Origin of the sequence: Faecalibacterium tardum (assembly GCF_040096515.1) — a bacterium.
In the GTDB taxonomy this organism is placed as follows: Bacteria; Bacillota; Clostridia; order Oscillospirales; family Ruminococcaceae; genus Faecalibacterium; species Faecalibacterium tardum.
In genome coordinates, this window is the sequence record NZ_JBBMEO010000002.1 from 122,385 (window position 1) to 138,140 (window position 15,756).

Consider the following 15,756-nt stretch of genomic DNA (forward strand, 5'->3'; position numbering starts at 1 on the left):
ACAAGACAGGAGTTCACTTTGAGTACTACAACACCCGTTCAGGAGCATTACGACACCTCCTCTGTATTCGTTGCTGTCATCGGACGGCCGAACGTGGGCAAATCCAGCCTGACGAACCTCTTGGTTGGCGAAAAGGTGGCTATCGTCACCTCCAAGCCCCAGACGACCCGCACCCGCATCACCGGCGTGATCACCCGGGGGCCGCTGCAATATGTGCTGCTGGATACCCCCGGTGTGCACAAAGCTCACAATAAGCTGGGCAAACGCATGGATAAGACCGCCAGCGATTCCATTGCGGATGTGGATGTTTCCATGATGCTGTTCGAACCCTACGGTGCACTGAACGAATCCGAGATGGTGCTGGTGGAGGCGCTGCAGCGCAGCGGCCCGGCCATTGCGGTCATCAACAAGACCGACCTTGTGAAAGATCCTGCCGACCTGGAAGCCCGCAAGGCAGAGCTGAAGGCGCTGGGTGTATTTGATGCAATCTACACTATCAGTGTGCGCAACAAGGAGGGCAGTGAGGAACTGTTCGATGCCTTGAGCCGCTATGCCGTGGAAGGCCCCCATTACTTTGATGACGACGCTTATACCGATATGCCGGAAAAGGAGCTGGTGGCCGAGGTCATCCGCGAAAAGGCACTGCTCTTTATGCGGGATGAGATCCCGCACGGCATTGCAGTGGTGGTGGAGCGCTTCAAGGAGCGCCCGGGCACAGACCTGATCGACATTGATGTGAACATCTACTGCGAGCGGGAGAGCCATAAGGGCATGGTCATCGGCAAGGGTGGTGCGATGCTGAAAAAAATCGCCAGTGCTGCCCGCACCGACTGCGAGGAGTTCCTGGGCTGCCGGGTCAATCTACAGTGCTGGGTCAAGGTAAAATCCGACTGGCGGGACAACGAATTTTTGCTGAATAACTTCGGCTTCAAGCAGAATCCATCCAACCGCTGAGCGCTGCCAAAGCAGGACAGTTTTCCCTTGTATGCTGTGCTAGAATCAGGCTGACACTATAACAAAAGCAGCCTGTGTACAGGAAAGGGAAGGAGTGCTGAAAATGGATGCTGCTGCAAGCTGGCAGGCCTTTGCCTGCACGGGGAATATTCTCCGTTATCTCGATTACAAACAACGGGTGCAGCTGCCCGCCGAGCATCCGGCAGGAGAAACAGACGATGGAACCATTTGTGACCATGGGTCTGGTACTGAAGGAGACCCGCTATAGAGAAGCAGATCGCATTCTGACGATCCTCACCCCAAAGCTGGGTGTCATTACAGCAATGGCTGCAAACAGTCTGCGGCTGAAAAGCAAGCTGTTCAGCGCCTGCGGGCTGTTCTGCTATTCGGAGTTTACGCTGGTGCCAGGACGCAATATGTATACCGTGCGGGAAGCCGAGGTGCAGAATATCTTTCATGGCGTTTCTTCCTCCATTGAAGGGGTAAGCCTTGCCATGTATCTTACTGAGCTGGCTGCTGCGCTTTCGCCTACCGGCGAGGAAGCGGCCCGGGAATTGCGTCTAGTGCTGAACAGCCTGTATATGATCAGCGAGCATCGCACCGACCTGCGGGTGATCAAGGCAGTATTTGAGCTGCGCACCATGAGCGAGTGCGGCTTTATGCCGCAGCTGGTCTGCTGCCGGGACTGCGGCACCTACGATGAAGGAGATGCCTTTTATCTGGACGCACAGGAAGGGCATCTGCTTTGCGCGTCCTGTGCGGCAAAGGCAGGCAAGAACTGCAATCTGGACAAGGCTGCGTTGTTTGCGCTGCGCCACATCTGCTTAGTAGAGGACAAAAAAATATTTGCATTCAAGATCTCTGTGGGCAGTCTGGCAAAGCTTTCCACAGTGGCTGAAAACTATGCCCTGACGCATCTGGATAAGCCGCTGAAGAGCTATGCCTTTTTGAAAAGTGTGCTGCCCTGACCAAAAAGGAACAGTATGGAAACAAGCTACTTAAAAACATTAGAACTGGATAAGATCATTGCCCGTGCAGCAGAGGGCTGCGTATGCAAGGAAGCCCGTGCCATGCTGCTGGCTATTGAGCCGCAGTGCGACCCGGATGAGGTGCGCTATGCACTGGAGCAGACAGATGCCATCAACACCCTGCTGATCAAAAACGGCTCGCCGCGCTTTGGCGGAGTGGAGGGAGTCAGTCAGCTTGCCGCCCGTGCCGTAAAGGGCGGTGTGCTTTCCATGGGCGAGCTGCTGATGGTGGCCGGTGCGCTGCGCAATTTTCAGCACCTGACCAGCTGGTACGGCTCCTCCGAGCATGACGCGCTGCCGACCGATGATCTGTTTTACGCACTTGCACCGGAACCGGGTCTTGAGCAGCAGATCTCAAGTGCCATTCTGGCACCGGACGCCATGGCGGATACCGCCTCCCGCACTCTGGCAGAGCTGCGCAAGAAGATCCGCGCCACCGAAAACAGCATCCGCGACCTGCTGGAAAGCATGGTGCGCAATATGGATACCTCTAAATACTTGCAGGAAAGCGTGGTTTCTATGCGCAACGGCCGGTACGTTGTGCCGGTCAAGAGCGAGTATCGCGGCGAGGTCAGCGGCATCATCCACGATGTATCCTCTACGGGCGCTACGGTGTTCGTGGAGCCGCAGGCTGTGGTGGAAGCCAATGCGCGCATCCTGCAGTACCGTGCACAGGAGGCGCAGGAGATCGAACGCATTCTGGTGGCCTTTACCGCACAGGTAGCCGCCATTGAACCGCAGTTCCAGTACAGCTACAAGGCCATGCTGGAAATCGACATCTTACTGGCGAAAGCGCGGCTTGCGCTGGAGCTGAAGGCCTTTAAGCCCGCTGTGCGCACAGATTCTTCTTTTAATCTGATCCGCGCCCGCCACCCACTGATTGATCCGCAAAAGTGCGTTCCTGTGGATATTGCACTGGGTGGAGAATACGATTCTCTTATCATCACCGGCCCGAACACTGGCGGTAAAACGGTCACTCTGAAAACCGCCGGTCTGCTGTGCGCTATGGCACAGTGCGGTTTTCTGATCCCGGCAGACGAGCGCAGCGAGATCTGCGTATTTGATGAATTTTTGGTAGATATCGGCGATGAGCAGAGCATTGAGCAGAGCCTTTCCACCTTCTCCGGCCACATGAAGAAGATCACCGGTATTCTGGAACTGGCCATGCCGCACACCCTTGTGCTGCTGGACGAGCTGGGTGCCGGTACCGATCCCGCCGAGGGCGCCGCGCTGGCAGTTGCCATCATTGAGGAGCTGCGACGCCGTGGCGTTCTGCTGATGGCGACCACCCACTATGCAGAGCTGAAGGTCTTTGCATTGGAAACAAAGGGCGTGGTCAATGCCAGCTGCGAGTTTGATTTGGAGACCCTACGCCCAACCTATAAGCTGAGTGTGGGCGTACCGGGCAAGTCCAACGCTTTCCTGATCAGCGAAAAGCTTGGCATTCCCAACCGCGTCATTGAGGCTGCCCAACAGCATCTGTCTGCCGAGGATAAACGTCTGGATGCAGTTCTGGGTCAGCTGGATGATCTGAAACTTCAACTGAAAGAAAGCCAGAACGAGGTGGAGCAGCTACGCAACGAAGCCTCCCATCAGCTGGAAGCCGCCCGCAAAAAGCGGGACGAGCTGATCCAGCAGGGCGAGAATGAATTGGAAGCCGCTCGTGCCAAGGCACGCACGCTGGCACAGCAGGTGGAAACGCAGGCCTACGCGCTGACTGACGAGCTGCGCCAGCTGCAAAAAGATGAGCGCATGAGCGCCCAGCAGAAAGCGCAGCGCGCCCGCGAGATTGCCAAAAAGGAGACCGAAAAGCTGTTTGCCGGTACGGAGGTGGTGCATAACCCCGTTAAGGAGTTTGTGCCGCTGAAGGAGGTAAAGGTAGGGCAGGAGGTCTGCATTGCAGAGCTGAACCAGCTGGCCACCGTTCTGGCGCTGCCGGACAAAAACGGCGATGTGCTGGTGCGTGCCGGTATCATTAAGACCAAGGTACCCCTCAAGGGCCTGAAGCAGCCGGAAAAGCTGGTAAAAGAACCCACTGCACCAAAAACCAAAGCGCAGCAGCGGTATTCCCGCCTGACAGGCGATACCAACCGTCCCAACGGCAGGGTAGAGCGCGTACAGCGTACTGCCAAAATGGAGTGCAACCTGCTGGGGCTGACGGTGGACGAGGCACTGTCGGAGGTGGACTCCTTTATTGACCGCGCCATCCTGAACGGACAGACGGTGGTCTATCTGATTCACGGCAACGGCACCGGCGCACTGCGCACTGCCATCCATAAACATCTGCGCGGCAACCGCATGGTCAAAAGCTTCCGTCTTGGTCATTACGGCGAGGGCGAAAGCGGTGTAACGGTTGTAGAACTGAAATAACCCAGTAAAGACTGTCTTTTGAAAAATTGGCAGTCTTTTTTTGTTGCAGAGCAGGGAAAAGGCGAGTATACTCGTATTATAAATGTAAAACGAACAGGAAGTAAAACTTTATGCCAACCAGTCATCGCAGACCCGCAAATAAGCATAGTGAACGCAAAACGCACCGCCGCAAAGCCCAGCGTCGGATTTTGCATGGACTACTGCTTGTTTTTGCGGCATTGATGCTCTGTTTCGGCCTGTTTTTATGGAAGGCGGCACTGGAATTGAACGCACCCGCAGCACCCGCAGTCTCGTCCGCAGAGGATGATTTTCGTCCGGTGGTGGGCGACCCGCCGTACCGGGTGGCAATAGACGCCGGACATGGAGGCAGCGACCCAGGCGCAAGGGGAGTGGTCGAGGAAAAACAGGTCACAGCAGCAACGGCTGCTGCGCTGCTTCAGTGGTTAGAAGAGGATTCTAATTACATTCCGTTGCAGACCCGGGAAAGCTTTGATGAAACCGCGACACCTGCCCAACGTGCAGCCACCGCCAGTGCCCAAAGCCCGCAGCTGCTGCTGTCCATCCACGGCAACTCCGCAGCCAATGGCTCTACGGCATCCGGCTTTGAATGCTATCCGGCAGTGCCCGGGCGCACATGGCATCAGGAGAGCTTTTATTTTGCCCGGCTGCTGGCCGGCGGAATGCAGAGCATCGGCGCAAAGCTGCGCGGACGTGGGGGAGTGCGGTACATTTATTATCTGGAAAACGACCAGAAGCAGCTGGTGGAGAACACATACACACAGGTACGGCCTGAGCGCAGCTTTACGCTGCTGGAAGATGTGGATTGTCCGGCAGTGTTGGCAGAGCAGTGCTTTGTAACGAATGCCGAGGATGTAGAGCGCTTTGGCAGCGAGGAGAGCTGCAAAGCTGTGGCACGCATTTATTACGAAGCTATCTGTGCATATTTCGGCACAGAACCGCTGCCGACGGAATGAGCATCGTATCACCGACGCAGAAAAAGCGATACTGCTTTTATAGCATGACTTGTAACGCACTGGAACGGCTACCGCAGGCATAAGTCGAACGCTTGAACACACTGGTAACGCGTTCAATGGTGCAGAAGCGGGCACATACAAAAAGAACAACATCCACAGAAGCTGCTGGAAATCTGACAGAAAGAGAGAAGGGCAGCTTCTGTTTTTTTTGATTATTGATGTTTCGTATAATGCACGTTATGCGAAACTTAGGGAAGTGAAAAAAGCCCATTTCCCGGATTTTTGGAGTTCCAGCCTCGGCTGGCTCATTTTTTGGCTTAGTTCAACCGTTCTACGCATTCTGCACTTTTTATCATATTTTATTGTTTTATTTGTCACACACTTACAGACAGGTTGTTCCTGTGTTGTGCGCTGTCGAATCGGTTCGGTTCTGATTCATGTTGGTTCGATTGTTCTTGCAGCTTCTTTGCGTTTGCTTTATAGTGATTCATGCTGCGCCTTATAATTTACAGTTTGCGGTTGCGTTTGTTCATTCCAGTTGGTTTTTGCGCTGACATGGCTTAATACGTTTTTGGCAGAATCTCCTGAGGACGCTCCTGTATGGCTGCTGACTGCTTATAATGCAAATTATAAGGACCTATGACGTTATCCGGTCAAGCCGTATCGCGCCATAGGTCCTTGAATCGTCTTATTAGATGTTTTGTGCGGGTTTAAGTATCGCTTGATGAATCGTCAGTTTCTTCGATAGACATTGCCGAAATATTTGCCCGAAAGCCATTCTGTGCAGCGCCCTTAAAGGCAGCCATCGGGCCGGACGGTTCAGAAGCGTCCTCTCCCGCCGGGGCATTTTCGGCAGATGTCTCCCCTGCCGCCTCTGTTGTATCCAAGCTTGCTTTTGTGGCTTTTATGGGCAGTACCTTGCCCAGCGGATTTTCTTCAATGGCAGAGCGAACCTGAAATTCTTGTAGGTGCGTATAAATTTGCGTTGTTCCGACGCTGCTGTGACCCAGAAGCTGTTTGAGGGTAAGGATATCCACATTGCCGGTTTGATACATCAACGTAGCGGCGGTATGGCGCAGCTTATGGGTGGAAAAGCCCTTCAGTCCGGCGGCCTTCATTGCGCCGGAGATCAGCTGTTCTACCCTGCGGTTCGAGATACGCTCCTTGCGCATCCGCGTAATGAACACGGCTTTTTCCTTGGGTGAAAGCCCTTCCATAGTATTGCGCTTGCGCAGATACAGTTGCAGTGCCTCCACACAGGCATCGTTCAGGTAGACCATGCGTTCCTTATGGCCTTTGCCGAACAGGCGGATCTGCCGCTGCTCTAAGTCAATGTCTCCAAGATCCATACCCACCAACTCTGCAAGACGCATACCGCAGTTGAGGAACAGCACCACCATGCAATAATCCCGCTCCGGGAAATCGCTCTGGGTCTGGGTACTCTCCAAAAGCGAGATGGACTGCTCTGCCGTCAGGTACTTGGGCAATACTTTATCCTGCTTGGGCGGACGGATGGCCGCCGTAGGGTCCTCGGATAGGCGGTTGACCTGATTGACCAGATAATCATAAAAGCCGTGCAGGCTGGCCAGCCGCCGGGCGGTAGAGGATTTTTTGTTGCCGCACTCCCGGTTCAAAAAATACAGATATTCGTAGATATCCTCTTTTGTTATGCTGCCCCAAAAGGCCGTATCCAGCCCTTTGGGGTCGATCTCCTTAAACTCTGCATCTGCGGCCACAAGCCCGCGGCGGCGCTTCATAAAGCGGCTGAAGGAGCGTAGGTCACAGTAATAGCTGAACGCCGTATTGGCGCTTTTGCCGGCGATCACTTCAAGATAACGTACATATTCCACAATATCCGGGGCAGCATCCTCAAAGGGTGCATGCTTGCCGGGATTTCTTTCGTCCAGATAAATCGACATAGGTTCCTCGTTTCATCACAGGCGGTCATTTTTCAGCGCATTAATGGCATCTGCAATATACGCCGCACCGACCAGCTTCATGCCGGGGTAATCAGCGGCATTCAGGTGTGCAAGGCTGTGCTTGGGGATAACTGCACGCTCAAAACCGATACGCTCTGCCTCGTGCAGACGCTGTTCCAAATTGGGCACGCTGCGTACTTCCCCGCCCAGACCTACCTCGCCAATGGCGATAAGCTTATCGCTGACCGGGCGATCGAGCAGCGAAGAGACCATGCTCAGACAGACTGCAAGGTCGCAGGCGGTATCCCGCAGTGCAATGCCGCCCACGATATTGACATAGACATCCAGATTGCCAAAAAAGTACCCTGCCCGCTTTTCCAGCACGGCGATCAAAAGATTCATGCGGTTATAGTCGTATCCACTGCAAGCACGGCGAGGTGCCGGGAAATTCGTCTTGGTGGCAAGCGCCTGTATCTCGCTCAGGATGGGACGGCTGCCCTCCATGGTGCAGGCTACACAGTTACCGGAAACTCCCAGCGGACGTCCTTCCAATAGCATCTGGGAGGGGTTTTCGATCTCGGCAAGTCCTGTTCCGGTCATATCGAACATTCCCAGCTCATTGGTAGAGCCATAGCGGTTTTTGGCTGCCCGCAGAATGCGGTACGGCAGCATCTTATCACCCTCAAAGTAGAGCACCGTATCCACGATATGCTCCATGACCTTGGGGCCTGCAATCGCACCATCCTTGTTCACGTGACCCACGATAAACATGGGAATTTCCTGCTTTTTGGCGACTGCCAGCAGCCGCGCGGCGCTCTCCTTCACCTGACTGACTGTGCCGGACGAGGACGAGATATCCATGCAGCGCATGGTCTGGATAGAGTCGATGACCACAAGGTCCGGCTTTTCCTTTTCGATCAGACCGCAGATCTCATCCACGTCATTTTCCGCCGCCAGAAAAATGTTATCCTGCGGTACCTTCAGCCGCGCTGCACGCAGCTTGACCTGCCGGACAGATTCCTCGCCGGTGATATACAATACGCTGTGCTGGTTGGAGATGGCGCCGCACAGCTGTAACAGCATAGTGGATTTACCCACGCCCGGCTCACCGCTCAAAAGCACTACGCCGCCCAGCACGATGCCGCCGCCCAATACGCGGTCCAGCTCCGAGATACCGGTCAGGATGCGGCTTTTTTCCTCCGTGGTACTGATCTCTGACAGCCGTCGGGCGGTCAGGGTGGTCACGCCCTCCTGACGAGCCGCAGCAGCCTGCCGGGCAGCAGGAGTCCCCGCCTTGGGTGCCTCGGCTACAACGTCCTCGTTCATGGTATTCCAGCTGCCGCAGCTGGGGCAGCGCCCCATCCAGCGGGGGCTTGTCTCTCCGCAATTGGAGCATACATAGACGGATTTCAATTTCATGTCTGTCCCTCATTTATTATGGTCTTTTGTTATTGTAACACACTGTGCCAAAACCCGCAAGAAAAGGATGCTGTTCACAGGCGACTGCCAAGATACGAAAGCCCTGCTGCCGCACCGCACAGCGGCAGCAGCACCACCATGGTCAGCAGATATTGTCCCAGCAGTGCCTGTACCCCGGGGCGGGCTTGTCCGCCGGGATGCCTGCGGAAGGAGTAGGCGTGGATCCGGCTGCTGACCTGCAAAGCACAAGCCCCGAAAAAGCACAGACAGCCGCTTGCTGCTGCTGCCGGCAGGCCTGTCCACAGCAGCGCCAGAAGTACCGTTTTCCATCCGCCTGCGGCGCAAAGCTGTACCATAAGCAACCCGCTGCCCAAACCGTACAACATCATGCTGCCAAAGATCATCACTGGCCCAAGGGCAGACAGCCCCAATACCAGAAACAGGCTGACCACAAGGCCGAGAGCCAGATATTCCATGCCGAAAAGCTGTACGGTACCCTGCAAGCTGCCCGGTGCAAACAGCCTTTGCCATGCCTCCAGATAATACTGCAGCAGTTCTGCCTGCCGGGCATCGCATACGGCCTGCAATACACCGGCTGCCGTGCGCCCCAGCAGAAAGGCCGCAGCCAGCAGCCAGCAATCCCGGGTGGCGTGCCGCTTTGACGGGATGCAGGGTTCTTTTTGCGGCAATTTCTCTACGGTTTCCGGTACAGTCGGCAGAGTGGGCTCCGCTTTCTGTACTGGCAGGCTGACCGTCTGCGGCAGCAAAGACAAGGCTTCTTCCGGTTTAGTTTGTTCATAGATCCACATACGCTGTTTTCCCCTCTGATGTATTCGATTTGCCAGATTGATCAACGAAGTGCATGCCTGCGACTGCGCAGAGTGACGCCAAGCAGCCCGCCAATGCAGCCGCAGAGCAGTACCGCCAGAATGCGGCACACCACAGCAGACTCGGAGGCTGTGCCGTTCCATACAGCAGAAAGCACAAGCGGTGCCGCCAAAAATGTACTTTGAAGCAGTCCTGTCAACAGACCGCGCGCCTTTTTTCGGAACGCTGCCGCCAGTGCACTCAGCAAACTGCCCATGCATACGGCTGTTGTGGCAAGCATCGGCACTACGCTGCCGGAGCAGCCCTGCCCGGCCATCAGCTGCGCAAAACCGGCCAAAGCTGCCGCTGTTACAGCTACCCCCAACGCCCCGAAAAGCAGAAACGAAAGAAGTTCCGCCGGGAAACCTCGAGATTCAGACATAACAAAACCGCCTCCCTGCACATAGTCTATGCAGGGAGGCGGTTCATGTATGCACGGTGTAAACGCTTACTTCTTGTCGGCAGGAGCCTTGTCCATGTTCAGCTTTTCGACCGAAGAGATAGCAGACTTGGTGAAGCGGATCTTCACGCGGTCAGCGCCGGTCTCCAGAACAAAAGTGTCGTCCTTGATGGCGACAACGCGGCCAATGACACCACCGATGGTGGTGACCTGATCGCCGATCTCCAGACTGCTGCGCATAGCGGCATCCTTCTTTTCCTGCTTCTTCTGGGGACGGTAGATCATGAAGTACAGCAGGACCAGCATCAGTGCCAGCGTGAAGAACAGGCTGATATAGCCTTCGGACGTGGTAGTCAGAAATTGCATGGGCAAAATCTCCTCTCAAAAATTCAGATAATGCTATTATACCCTCTTATCAGTCTTGTTGCAAGGCTAAAGTTTAAATTCGGGTATCCAGAAGCTTCACATATCTATCGTGGAAGGCGGTAAAGGTACCGGCATCCAGCTCGTCCCGGATGCGTTCCATCAGGTGATTGTAGAACCACAGATTGTGCATCACGGTCAGGCGCATACCCAACATCTCGTCTGCCTTGAGCAGGTGCCGGATGTAGGCGCGGGAATAGTTGCGGCACACCGGGCAGCCGCAGGCGGGGTCAATGGGACGCTCATCCCGCTCATACTTTGCATTTTTGATGTTGATGATGCCGCTCCATGTGTTCAGGTGACCATGGCGGGCGTTGCGGCTGGGCATAACGCAGTCAAACAGGTCTACGCCGCGGGCCACAGCCTCAATGATGTTGCCGGGGGTGCCGACGCCCATCAGATAGCGGATCTTGTCTTTGGGCATGTGCGGTTCCACCTGACTGATCATCTCATACATCACTTCGGTGGGCTCGCCCACAGCCAGACCGCCGATGGCGTAGCCGTCCAACTCCAGCTCGGCGATCTGCTTCATGTGCTCCACGCGCAGGTCTGCATAGGTACAGCCCTGATTGATGCCGAACAGCAGCTGATCCGGGTTGACAGAGATGCCCTCGTGCTTCAGGCGTGACATCTCAGCCTTGCAGCGCTTCAGCCAGCGGGTGGTGCGCTCGCAGCTGTCCTTGGAGTAATCGTGCTGGGCGGGGTTCTCCACACACTCATCAAAGGCCATGGCAATGGTAGAGCCCAGATTGGCCTGGATCTGCATGCTCTCCTCCGGACCCATGAAGATGCGGTGACCGTCCAGATGGGAGGCAAAGGTCACGCCCTCCTCAGTGATCTTGCGCAGCTTTGCCAGACTGAACACCTGAAATCCGCCGCTGTCGGTCAGGATAGGCCCATTCCAGCGGGTAAACTTGTGCAGACCGCCCATATCCGCCACCAGCTTGTCGCCGGGACGCAGATGCAGATGGTAGGTGTTGCACAGCATGACCTGCGCGCCGATATCCTTCAGATCCTGCGCCGACAGGCCGCCCTTGATGGCACCGGCTGTGGCAACGTTCTGGAAGGCAGGGGTCTGCACCGTGCCGTGCACGGTTTTGAACTCGCCCCGCCGGGCGTTGTGCTCCTGCTTGAGCAGGGTGTAGGTCGTTAAAGAAGGCATGATTCGTTCCTTTCTGCGCACGGAAAACAGCCGTGCAGCCTCGATGCAGGCCACGAGCCTGCAAGTTATCAGAATGATCACAGCAGCGGTCTGCCGTAATTGTAAGGGGAGCGGCGGATGCATATCGCATCCTTACCTTTCACATACAAATATCGCAAAAAGCGCGAATTTTGCATCAGACTATCAGCATCGCATCGCCAAAGGAGAAGAAACGGTACTTCTCTGCCACAGCTACCTCATAGGCGTGCATGGTCTTTTCGTAGCCGTACAGGGCGGACACCAACATGATCAGGGTGCTCTCCGGCAGATGGAAGTTGGTGATCAGACCGTCGATGCAGTTGAACTTCACCCCAGGGTACAGGAAGATGGAGGTGTTGCCGCTGCAAGCCTTGATCTCACCGTACTTGGCAGCGGCAGCCTCCAGTGTGCGGCAGCTAGTGGTGCCCACGGCGATGACGCGGTGGCCCGCGGCCTTGGTCTCGCGGATGCGGCGGGCGGTCTCCTCGCTGATGGAGTACCACTCGCTGTGCATCTTGTGGTCGCTGATCTCGTCCTCCTGTACAGGGCGGAAGGTGCCCAGACCAACGTGCAGTGTGACCTCGGCAATGCCGACCCCCATGGCGCGGATGGTGTCCATCAGCTCCGGGGTAAAGTGCAGCCCGGCGGTGGGAGCAGCTGCGCTGCCCAGCTCCTTGGCATAGACGGTCTGATACTGGCTCTGATCCTCCAGCTGCTTTGTGATGTAGGGCGGCAGCGGCATCTTGCCAAATTCATCCAGCTTTTCATAAAGCGTTTCGGTATCATAATAGAATGTAACGTACTTGTTGCCGTCCTCCATGGTCTCATCCACCACGGCGGTCAGACTGCCATCGCCAAAGCTCACCTTTGTGCCGGGCTGCATCCGCTTGCCGGGCTTTGCCAGACACTCCCACTGGTCGCCCTTCACCTGCCGCAGCAGCAGCAGCTCACACACGGCACCGGTAGGCTGCTTGACGCCCACGATGCGGGCGGGCAGCACCTTGGAATTGTTCACCACCAAAAGATCCCCCGGCTCCAGAAATTCCGGCAGGTCGCGGAATACCTTGTGCCGGATGCTGTCGTCCTTTTGGCTTAAAACCATCAGCCGCGCAGCGTCCCGCGGAGCTGCGGGCTCCTGTGCAATAAGCTCTTTGGGTAAATCATACCAAAAATCTTTTTTTAACATAGTGTGCATTTGCCTTTCCGATGATTGACACGGACAACGTATCAATGATATCATAGAATCTGTATAAACAGTATCTATTATATTGCATCGCTGTCCGGTTTGCAAGCCGTGTTGTGCACAATGATAAGATTTGCTGTTTTGTTTTTTGAAAGGAAAGGTGCTGGAAATGGAAAGACAGTATAAAGTGGGTATTGTAGGCGCAACTGGCATGGTGGGTCAGCGTTTTGTGACTCTGCTAGAGAATCATCCCTGGTTCAACCTGACCGTACTGGCCGCATCCGGCCGCAGTGCGGGCAAGAGCTATGAGGATGCAGTAGGCTCCCGCTGGGCCATGACCACTCCCATGCCGGAGAGCGTGAAGAAGATGACCGTTCTGGACGCTTCCAAGGTGGAGGAAGTGGTTTCGCAGGTGGATTTTGTTTTCTGCGCTGTCAATATGCCCAAGGACGAGATCAAGGCACTGGAGGAAGCATACGCCAAGGCTGAGTGCCCGGTGGTCTCCAACAACAGTGCCCATCGTTTCACCCCGGATGTTCCCATGGTGGTGCCCGAGATCAACGCCGACCATATTGAGATCATTCCCGCCCAGCGCAAGCGTCTGGGTACCAAGCGCGGCTTCATCGCAGTCAAGTCCAATTGCAGCCTGCAGAGCTATGTACCCGCCCTGCATCCCCTGATGAAGGACTTTGGCGTAAGCAAGGCACTGGTGTGCACTTATCAGGCCATTTCCGGCGCAGGCAAGACCTTTGACCGGATGCCCGAGATCGTGGACAATGTGATCCCCTACATCGGCGGCGAGGAGGAAAAGAGCGAGCGCGAGCCGCTGAAACTGTGGGGCCACATCGAGGGTGACCAGATTGTCAATGCCGAGAAGCCGGTCATCACGGCACAGTGCTTCCGCGTGCCTGTTTCGGACGGCCACACCGCAGCCGTGTTTGTAAGCTTTGACAAAAAGCCCACCAAGGAGCAGATGCTGGAAGCATGGGCGAATTTCCGCGGTCCCGCACAGGAGCTGAACCTGCCCAGCGCCCCCAAGCAGTTCCTGCACTACTTTACCGAGCCGGATCGTCCGCAGCCCAAGCTGGATCGCAACACCGAGAACGGCATGGCTGTGTGCATCGGCCGTCTGCGGGAGGATACCCTGTTTGACTACAAGTTTGCCTGCATGAGCCACAACACCCTGCGCGGTGCTGCCGGCGGTGCTGTGCTGCTGGCCGAGCTGCTGGCAGCAAAGGGCTATATGGACTAATGCCTGAATTTTTGCGCGATACACGCAGCAAAGGAGTTTTTTACTATGAAGAAGCCTGTCTTTTCCGGTGCGGGTGTTGCCATCATCACCCCGATGTACGAGGACGGAAGCATCAACTTTGACGAGCTGGGCCGCATTATCGAGGATCAGATCGCCCGCCACACTGATGCCATCATCATCTGCGGCACCACCGGCGAGTGCTCTACCATGACCGATGAGGAGCAGCTGGCCGCCATCAAGTTCGCCGTGGATACGGTCAATCACCGCGTACCGGTCATTGCCGGTGCCGGCTCGAACGATACCGACCACGGCTGCGCACTGGCAGCAAAGTCTGCTGCCTGCGGTGCCGATGCCCTGCTGATGGTCACCCCCTACTACAACAAGACCTCGCAGGCCGGTCTGGTGGCGCACTTTACCGCCATGGCCGAGGCTGGCGGCATCCCGGTCATCCTGTACAATGTGCCCTCCCGCACGGGTTTGAACATTGCACCCGAGACCGCTCTGGAGCTGAGCAAGCACCCGCTCATCAACGGCATCAAGGAGGCCTCCGGCAACATCTCTCAGGTGGCCAAGGTGGCTGCACTGTGCGGTGATGCGCTGAATATCTACTCCGGCAATGACGATCAGGTGGTTCCCCTGCTGGCACTGGGTGGCAAGGGCGTTATCAGCGTGGTGTCCAATGTTGCGCCGGAGCTGGTGCATAACTGCTGTCAGGCTTTCTTTGACGGCGACACCGCCAAGGCCTGCGCTTTGCAGCTGGAAATGCTACCGCTGGAGGAGGCTCTGTTCTGCGAGGTGAACCCCATTCCGGTCAAGTACGCCATGAACGTGCTGGGCTGGAACGCAGGCGAATGCCGTCTGCCGCTGGTAGAACCCAGCGATGCCCACAAGGAAAAGATCGAGCAGGCTTTGCAGGCTGCTGGTCTGATCAAGGAATAAAAAGCGTACAGAATGCCCGGGAATTTTCAGCTTCCGGGCATTCTGCCATATTATAGAAACGAGGAAACAACAATGACAGAGATCGTGATTCAGGGCATTGGCGGCCGCATGGGCCATGTGCTGTGCGATATGATCGCACAGCGGGAGGACTGCCGTGTGGTGGCCGGTATCGATATGAAGGACGGTGAACAGAACGGTATCCCGGTCTACGACAGTCTGGAAAAGCTGAACGGCAAAGGCGATGTGATCATCGACTTCAGCTCCCCTGCCGCAGTGGAAAAGGCACTGCCCTACTGCCAGAGCCACAAGCTGCCCATCGTGGTGTGCACCACCGGCCTTTCAGAGGAGTTGCAGCTGAAGGTAGTGCAGCTGTCCCGCAGCGTTCCGGTGTTCAAGAGCGCCAATATGTCCATGGGCATCAACGTGCTGGCCGAATTGTGCAAGCGCGCCTCTGCCGTGCTGGGCATCAACTATGATATCGAGATCGTAGAGCAGCATCACCACAACAAGCTGGATGCTCCCAGCGGAACGGCGCTGATGCTTGCAGACGCCATCAACGAGCAGAATGACGGCGCGTATCATTATGTGTACGACCGCTCTTCCGTGCGCCAGAAGCGTGATCCGAAGGAAATCGGCATCAGCGCTGTGCGCGGCGGCAGCATCGTGGGCGACCACGAGGTTCTGTTCTGTGGCCCGGACGAGGTGATCACCCTGCGGCACACCGCCTACTCCCGCAGCATCTTTGCCAACGGCGCAGTGAATGCTGCGGTCTATCTGGCAAAGAAGGAGCCGGGTCTGTACGATATGGGCGACCTGATCGCCGCCCTCTGAAAAATAAGCTGCCCCGG

At 56.0% G+C, this 15,756-nt stretch carries 14 protein-coding genes; 7 read left to right on the top strand and 7 right to left on the bottom strand.

The window, feature by feature from the left end; translation table 11 throughout:
* The first annotated feature begins 18 nt into the window (after positions 1-18).
* The 4 genes from era to WMO44_RS02850 all read left to right on the top strand — a co-directional run bounded on the left by era (position 19) and on the right by WMO44_RS02850 (position 5,326).
* The gene (gene era / locus WMO44_RS02835; RefSeq protein WP_349151677.1) at positions 19-954 is read left to right on the top strand and encodes a GTPase Era; all 936 of its coding nucleotides are present in this window, start codon (positions 19-21) and stop codon (positions 952-954) included.
* A gap of 218 nt (positions 955-1,172) precedes the next feature.
* A complete protein-coding gene (gene recO, locus WMO44_RS02840; protein WP_349151678.1) occupies positions 1,173-1,922 on the top strand; it encodes a DNA repair protein RecO in 750 nt (249 codons plus the stop codon).
* Between the two features lie 15 nt (positions 1,923-1,937).
* The gene (locus WMO44_RS02845; protein WP_349151679.1) at positions 1,938-4,352 is read left to right on the top strand and encodes an endonuclease MutS2; all 2,415 of its coding nucleotides are present in this window, start codon (positions 1,938-1,940) and stop codon (positions 4,350-4,352) included.
* Between the two features lie 263 nt (positions 4,353-4,615).
* Entirely contained in the window at positions 4,616-5,326 is a 711-nt protein-coding gene (locus tag WMO44_RS02850) for an N-acetylmuramoyl-L-alanine amidase family protein (protein WP_349151680.1), read from the top strand.
* A gap of 710 nt (positions 5,327-6,036) precedes the next feature.
* Here the strand turns inward: WMO44_RS02850 and WMO44_RS02855 are convergent.
* The 7 genes from WMO44_RS02855 to queA all read right to left on the bottom strand — a co-directional run bounded on the left by WMO44_RS02855 (position 6,037) and on the right by queA (position 12,720).
* Positions 6,037-7,245 (bottom strand): tyrosine-type recombinase/integrase, encoded by a 1,209-nt coding sequence (locus WMO44_RS02855; protein WP_349151681.1) that lies wholly within the window; start codon positions 7,243-7,245, stop codon positions 6,037-6,039.
* Positions 7,246-7,260: 15 nt separating this feature from the next.
* A complete protein-coding gene (radA, locus tag WMO44_RS02860) occupies positions 7,261-8,607 on the bottom strand; it encodes a DNA repair protein RadA (RefSeq protein ID WP_015538502.1) in 1,347 nt (448 codons plus the stop codon).
* A gap of 131 nt (positions 8,608-8,738) precedes the next feature.
* The gene (locus WMO44_RS02865; RefSeq protein WP_349151682.1) at positions 8,739-9,473 is read right to left on the bottom strand and encodes a hypothetical protein; all 735 of its coding nucleotides are present in this window, start codon (positions 9,471-9,473) and stop codon (positions 8,739-8,741) included.
* A gap of 41 nt (positions 9,474-9,514) precedes the next feature.
* Positions 9,515-9,913 carry a TIGR04086 family membrane protein gene (locus tag WMO44_RS02870; RefSeq protein WP_349151683.1) on the bottom strand — a complete coding sequence of 133 codons (399 nt, stop codon included), beginning with the start codon at positions 9,911-9,913 and terminating at the stop codon, positions 9,515-9,517.
* 66 nt (positions 9,914-9,979) lie between these two features.
* Positions 9,980-10,297: a preprotein translocase subunit YajC gene (gene yajC / locus WMO44_RS02875; protein WP_005925879.1), complete on the bottom strand. Its 318-nt coding sequence runs from the start codon at positions 10,295-10,297 to the stop codon at positions 9,980-9,982.
* A 73-nt stretch (positions 10,298-10,370) separates the two neighbouring features.
* Entirely contained in the window at positions 10,371-11,516 is a 1,146-nt protein-coding gene (tgt, locus tag WMO44_RS02880) for a tRNA guanosine(34) transglycosylase Tgt (protein ID WP_349151684.1), read from the bottom strand.
* A 175-nt stretch (positions 11,517-11,691) separates the two neighbouring features.
* Complete coding sequence (gene queA, locus WMO44_RS02885; protein ID WP_349151685.1) at positions 11,692-12,720, bottom strand: tRNA preQ1(34) S-adenosylmethionine ribosyltransferase-isomerase QueA; 1,029 nt, start codon at positions 12,718-12,720, stop codon at positions 11,692-11,694.
* A 166-nt stretch (positions 12,721-12,886) separates the two neighbouring features.
* Here queA and asd point away from each other — a divergent pair, with 166 nt between their 5' ends.
* The 3 genes from asd (at position 12,887) to dapB (ending at position 15,739) form a co-directional block, all read left to right on the top strand.
* Positions 12,887-13,969 carry an aspartate-semialdehyde dehydrogenase gene (asd, locus tag WMO44_RS02890; protein ID WP_349151686.1) on the top strand — a complete coding sequence of 361 codons (1,083 nt, stop codon included), beginning with the start codon at positions 12,887-12,889 and terminating at the stop codon, positions 13,967-13,969.
* Positions 13,970-14,014: 45 nt separating this feature from the next.
* Positions 14,015-14,908 (top strand): 4-hydroxy-tetrahydrodipicolinate synthase, encoded by an 894-nt coding sequence (dapA, locus tag WMO44_RS02895; protein ID WP_349151687.1) that lies wholly within the window; start codon positions 14,015-14,017, stop codon positions 14,906-14,908.
* A 72-nt stretch (positions 14,909-14,980) separates the two neighbouring features.
* Positions 14,981-15,739, top strand: coding sequence for a 4-hydroxy-tetrahydrodipicolinate reductase (dapB, locus tag WMO44_RS02900; RefSeq protein ID WP_349151688.1), 759 nt, complete (start codon positions 14,981-14,983; stop codon positions 15,737-15,739).
* Positions 15,740-15,756 lie beyond the last annotated feature (17 nt).

What these genes read in the sequence shown, in the direction of transcription:
- recO (WP_349151678.1), top strand. Translation starts at nt 1,173, where the DNA reads ATGGAACCATTTGTGACCATGGGTCTGGTACTGAAGGAGACCCGCTAT.
- WMO44_RS02845 (WP_349151679.1), top strand. Translation starts at nt 1,938, where the DNA reads ATGGAAACAAGCTACTTAAAAACATTAGAACTGGATAAGATCATTGCC.
- WMO44_RS02855 (WP_349151681.1), bottom strand. Translation starts at nt 7,245, where the DNA reads ATGTCGATTTATCTGGACGAAAGAAATCCCGGCAAGCATGCACCCTTT.
- radA (WP_015538502.1), bottom strand. Translation starts at nt 8,607, where the DNA reads ATGGGGCGCTGCCCCAGCTGCGGCAGCTGGAATACCATGAACGAGGAC.
- WMO44_RS02865 (WP_349151682.1), bottom strand. Translation starts at nt 9,473, where the DNA reads ATGTGGATCTATGAACAAACTAAACCGGAAGAAGCCTTGTCTTTGCTG.
- WMO44_RS02870 (WP_349151683.1), bottom strand. Translation starts at nt 9,913, where the DNA reads ATGTCTGAATCTCGAGGTTTCCCGGCGGAACTTCTTTCGTTTCTGCTT.
- yajC (WP_005925879.1), bottom strand. Translation starts at nt 10,297, where the DNA reads ATGCAATTTCTGACTACCACGTCCGAAGGCTATATCAGCCTGTTCTTC.
- tgt (WP_349151684.1), bottom strand. Translation starts at nt 11,516, where the DNA reads ATGCCTTCTTTAACGACCTACACCCTGCTCAAGCAGGAGCACAACGCC.
- queA (WP_349151685.1), bottom strand. Translation starts at nt 12,720, where the DNA reads ATGTTAAAAAAAGATTTTTGGTATGATTTACCCAAAGAGCTTATTGCA.
- asd (WP_349151686.1), top strand. Translation starts at nt 12,887, where the DNA reads ATGGAAAGACAGTATAAAGTGGGTATTGTAGGCGCAACTGGCATGGTG.
- dapA (WP_349151687.1), top strand. Translation starts at nt 14,015, where the DNA reads ATGAAGAAGCCTGTCTTTTCCGGTGCGGGTGTTGCCATCATCACCCCG.
- dapB (WP_349151688.1), top strand. Translation starts at nt 14,981, where the DNA reads ATGACAGAGATCGTGATTCAGGGCATTGGCGGCCGCATGGGCCATGTG.